Source organism: Cryomorpha ignava (genome assembly GCF_010686655.1).
GTDB lineage: Bacteria > Bacteroidota > Bacteroidia > Flavobacteriales_D > Cryomorphaceae > Cryomorpha > Cryomorpha ignava.
This window is the reverse complement of sequence record NZ_JAAGVY010000089.1, coordinates 1-4,716: the sequence shown is the minus strand read 5'-3', so window position 1 is coordinate 4,716 and position 4,716 is coordinate 1. Positions and strand designations below refer to the sequence as shown.

General features: G+C 38.4%; 5 protein-coding genes and 1 pseudogene. 4 read left to right on the top strand and 2 right to left on the bottom strand.

Going from position 1 to position 4,716, the window contains the following annotated elements:
* The first annotated feature begins 356 nt into the window (after positions 1-356).
* From G3O08_RS20310 to G3O08_RS20300, 3 genes are all read left to right on the top strand, one after another.
* Complete coding sequence (locus G3O08_RS20310; protein WP_163287281.1) at positions 357-608, top strand: transposase family protein; 252 nt, start codon at positions 357-359, stop codon at positions 606-608.
* A gap of 189 nt (positions 609-797) precedes the next feature.
* Positions 798-1,010, top strand: a complete 213-nt coding sequence (locus G3O08_RS20305; RefSeq protein ID WP_163287280.1) for a hypothetical protein — start codon at positions 798-800, stop codon at positions 1,008-1,010.
* A gap of 952 nt (positions 1,011-1,962) precedes the next feature.
* Entirely contained in the window at positions 1,963-2,208 is a 246-nt protein-coding gene (locus G3O08_RS20300; RefSeq protein WP_163287279.1) for a helix-turn-helix transcriptional regulator, read from the top strand.
* 111 nt (positions 2,209-2,319) lie between these two features.
* Here the strand turns inward: G3O08_RS20300 and G3O08_RS20295 are convergent, their stop codons facing one another.
* On the bottom strand, positions 2,320-4,008 hold the full coding sequence (locus G3O08_RS20295; RefSeq protein ID WP_163287278.1) for a PKD domain-containing protein: 1,689 nt from the start codon (positions 4,006-4,008) through the stop codon (positions 2,320-2,322).
* A 443-nt stretch (positions 4,009-4,451) separates the two neighbouring features.
* Between G3O08_RS20295 and G3O08_RS21955 the strand changes: the two genes are divergently transcribed.
* Positions 4,452-4,613 carry a DUF559 domain-containing protein gene (locus G3O08_RS21955; protein WP_163287282.1) on the top strand — a complete coding sequence of 54 codons (162 nt, stop codon included), beginning with the start codon at positions 4,452-4,454 and terminating at the stop codon, positions 4,611-4,613.
* On the opposite strand, the pseudogene G3O08_RS21995 reads toward G3O08_RS21955, so the two are convergent.
* A pseudogene (locus G3O08_RS21995) lies at positions 4,605-4,716 on the bottom strand (IS982 family transposase); the annotation flags it as partial. The gene G3O08_RS21955 and the pseudogene G3O08_RS21995 sit on opposite strands and share 9 nt — an antisense overlap.

The window sequence follows — 4,716 nt, the reverse complement described above, 5'->3', positions numbered from 1 at the left end:
TAAAAAAACATGGCCGCAAAGCAAAAAGTATCTTCAAGCATGGATTAGACCATTTAGCAAGCTGTTTGTTAAATCCTAAGAATCAGAACAATATGGATATATATCAATTTTTGTCATGTACTTAGAATTAACAGATTTAATTTTTTCATTTTAATAAGATTTTAAGTTAGAATTGTATTCGTCAGACAAATATAGAAGAAATTTCCTATTATAATTATTAAAGTATTTTGAGGGCAACGCATTATAATTATGAACACCCAAAATGTGTTTAACTATCTATATGACAATTATATAGTCCGTAATTTTCAAATGTATATTTCGTGTATTAATATGATATTCAATTAGAAAAATAAATTATGAAAGACAACACAAACCCGCGCATGGATCGATGTAAGAAGCACGAATTAACTGACTTAGTAGCTATCTCAATATGTGCCGTTATATGTGGTGCTGACTGTTGGGATGAAATCGAAACATACGATAATGAAACAAAGAAATGGCTTTCCACTTTCCTGAAGTTGACCAACGGTATTCCTTTACACAATGCGTTCAACAGGCTCTTTAGCAAACTGAACCCAGTTGAATTCGAAACGGCTTTTGGCAATTGAGTAGCCTCATTAATACAGGCTGTAGGAGGTGAAGTGATAGCTCTAGATGGTAAGGCTATTCGAGGGGCTAAGATCAACGGCAAGTCGTCAATCCACATGGTAAGTGCTTGGGCTTGTTAGAACAACCTGGTAATTAGACAGGTGAAAGTTTCTGAAAAATCAAACGAAATATCCGCAACACTCGAGTTGTTGTCAAAGTTGGCTATCCGGTGTGCCTCCGTGACCATAGATGCCATAGGGTTTCAGGAAGAAATAGCCACAACTATAAAAGCTTCAAAAGCTGAATATGTATTGGCAGTGAGAAGCTACTGGGCTAGTCTGTATGAACAAACTATCGATGAATTTAGTTTGCCAAAAACCGGATGCATACAGCAAAAATACATGGTGGTCATGGCCGGATAAAAACACGTATTTGTGCTGTAATCGATAAGTTTGAACATATTTCAAATCCCAGAAAACGGAAATGACTCAAATCTCTTGTACGCATTGACAGCTGATGAGAATTCAAGAAAACAGGTAAGATTGAAGAAGCTTCCCTGTATTATTTAACTTCAGTTGAGGCAAAACCGTAAGTGTTTCTAAAAATAATACGTAACCACTGGCATATCGAGAATCAACTGGATCGGAAACTTGATTTTTCTTTTGGGGAGGAGGTTAGTCCAAAACGAAGAGGAAGAGCAGCAGAAAACTTTTCTCTGCTCAAATAATTAGCACTAAACTCGCCGAGAAAGAAAAATCTACCCGGATAGGTGTCAAATCAAAACGGAAAAAAAAGGATGAGAACTATCTGCTAAGTTTATTGGCAATTTAAATGCGCTTACCCAGATATTTTGTCAATTTGATGTGCATTACGACTAGATAAAGCCCTGACACGTAACTATCCAAAATCCCCAGTTAAGTATGCTATTATATATTAAATCGTAAATATCCGATGAACTGAAATAAAAAATATCGAAATATAACGACAGCCCTACGACGGATGCCAAAAACAAATTGCTGGAACTCGTGGAAAAAAAAAGTAAAAAGTTGCCCAAAGAAATTATATAAAAGAAAATTTGGTCTCTTCAATCAGGGATCCCACTGTAACAACATCCTAAATCTTGTAATAAACAACTAAATCGTGGATTAAGGCATTAATAATTTACACTTCAAAGAAAGCCAACTATCCAGCGATAGATCTAAATCATTTAACCAATGTACAATCATGTGTTAGAGAATGAAAAACGGAAGTGCCGGAAACGAATTATCAATATCTTGATAGCTAATGCTTTACTTATATGCAATTCAGTATATTATTTTTTATCTTTAACTTAATTTTGGTTTTAACCTTCGTTTTAAACCCCATTTCTATGATATGGAAAAAGTTTTATTAAATGAAGAAATGCTAAGTGAAATCCGTGATATACGAAGAAGCAAAGAATATTCACAGGAATACATGGCAGTGGCGATGGGGATTTCCCAAAATAGTTATAACCGTCTTGTGACTGGGCAAACCAAGATGACCATTGATAAACCCTTTCTGATAAGCAGACTTTTGGAAATTCAAGTCTACTCTGAGAGAGAGACGGACAGTTATAGAGGCTATCGGATTTCTCCCTAAATATTTCCCCAGGCCTGTTCTATAGGATCTCTGGCTATCGAAATAAGGCAAAACTGTGCTTTTCTGATTTCCAAGACCGCATTCATACCAAGATGTAATCTATAGATAATTTTAAATTCCCACCTTCTGAATTCGCTTTACAATCCTGTTTCCATCAATCATAATTTCAGCAATGTAAACTCCGGTTGGCAGTGTGGACACATCGATTTTTTCACCCGGTTTTATCTTGTCAACCCGCAGGCTTTCCTGCCCGGTTATATTCACAAAGCGAATAGATTCTATTTTTCCTTCTGTTTCAACTTTTATAAAATTGGTAGATGGATTGGGAAATATAACTGTTTTTTTAGCGATTCGATCTTCGATACTTACAGTAGATGAAACATTTACAAAAACATTCTGACAGAAATTATTTCCACCACATTCACTATTAATTGCCAGGCACACCCAGTATGTTCCGCTGTTCTCGTAAGTGTGGGTAGGATTTTGCTGCTGGCTATATCCACCGTCGTCAAAATTCCAAATATGTGAATATCCAGCGCCACCTTCGGCGGTAAACGTAACGGTTCCATTATTATCTTCATAATCGAAAAATCCGCTTGGCGAGGGGCAGCGCTCAATCATAATGGTATAAAACGCCCCTTTATTTGATCCTCCATCATCATCGCGTACAGTTCCTGCTGCAATATCAATGGTGCCATCGTTATTGTGATCGCCAATTAAGGCAATACGCGTTCCAAAACGGTCGTCGTAGTTTAGGTCTCCACCAAAATTTCCTTGCAATCGGTTAATCTTTTTATGGTTTTTAACCGTTCCGTCAGGACGCATAAAGAGAATCCAAACGGCACCAAGATCAATTCCGCCATCATCATCGCCGGGAGCACCAACGGCAAGATCTGAAACGCCGTTTTCATCTAAATCGCCAATACATCTTACCGAAATACCAAAGGCATCATCAATATTCATAAAGCCATTAAAATCACCTTCCAGACGGGAAATCTTTTGAAGATCGGTAATCGCACCCAAACCATCGCGGTAGAGCATGTAAACCGCTCCAAAATTTGTATCCTGATCGTCATCGCCCGGAGTTCCGCAAATAATATCTGTAAAGCCGTCGCCATTCATGTCAGCAAAGCTCAACCCTGTTCCAAATTGGTCACCATCATCGAGTTTAGCAGTTAGAAGCGGAAGATTTGATCCGATCTCGTTTTCGTAAACCAGTTCATTTGTAGCTGAAATTGAGCATACATGAATAGATCCGGCTCCGCCGGAAGAAGGGATATAGACTTTCCCATTTTCCTGTGCCAGATGCGCACCGGTTTTTAAGGCTGCCGACATTTCTGCGGGTAAAATAAGATTTGTGAGATTGAATCCGCCAGGCGCACTCAAAAGTAAAAACAAGGCGCCTGAAGGCTGAATGCCCGGAGCGCCAATGAGGTAGTCAGGCTCTCCATCTGCGTTTCTATCTGCCAGTTCTAAGGCAGCTGTGCCGAATTCGGCGCTGCTAATACTATCGAAATAGGTAAAATCGGCTGTTGAAATTTTTGCAGAACTTGCTGCAGTTCCGTCCTCCGCGAGCTCTATAAAGTAAAAAGCTCCATTACCATCGTATGGAGCACCAGAAATAAGTTTGTTTTCTGAAAGCGTCTCACTTAAAAAACCGAACATTCCCTGATTGCTCAGGGGAGTGTTCAAGTTTCCGTTGGTTTCTGAAATTTTCCTGTAATCGGCTACTGTGCCGGTTTGTGCGCAGGTATAAAGCGCTTGTAAAATAATACCCCCTGTTAGTAGAACGTGTTTCATAAATTGCAGTGTTTATTTAACAGTTCAAAGGGAGGTGAACAGGAGGTTTTACGGGAATGAGTCTTTTGGAGTTACGTTTTAGGGTTGCATAAGAATATAATCACTTTTGTTTAAATTATATTGATGTCAACGCTGTAGTGTGCTGATAAATCATTATTTCAAACTTGTGATAGAATCAGAGATTAAAATACTTTATGTGTCAAATATATGAATAGCAACTCTTTCCCACACCCCATGCATTCCTCTCGGCGAAAAGCCTCGTCGGATGCAGGAAGGGGAGCTCCCACACACACGTTTCGACACTGCTCAATGCACCGCATCATAGAATGGAGAAATATCATCTATAATATTAAATTTGAGTATAATTGACAAGAGGAAATCTTGCAATTTTTTCGAATGTGAAAAAGACAAACGCCATATCAGACCCATTAATCATATCTGGAATGCACGATGGTGCGAATCGAAAAGTGTTTGATAACGCCAGAAAGCTAAGAGAGAAAATGACTGAGCCAGAAAAAATACTATGGAACTTTCTTCGTATGAAATCCTTAGGAGTTAGGTTTTGCAGGCAGCACCCTATTAACCTGAGTTCGATTCTAAAATAGTTGTGGCAGCGTGTTAAAATCGGCTTCATATTTTATAGCTGGTTTCTTTTGAAAAAACGAGTATGCTATTAAGCCAGAGAGTAGATTTGAAATAAAATTACCA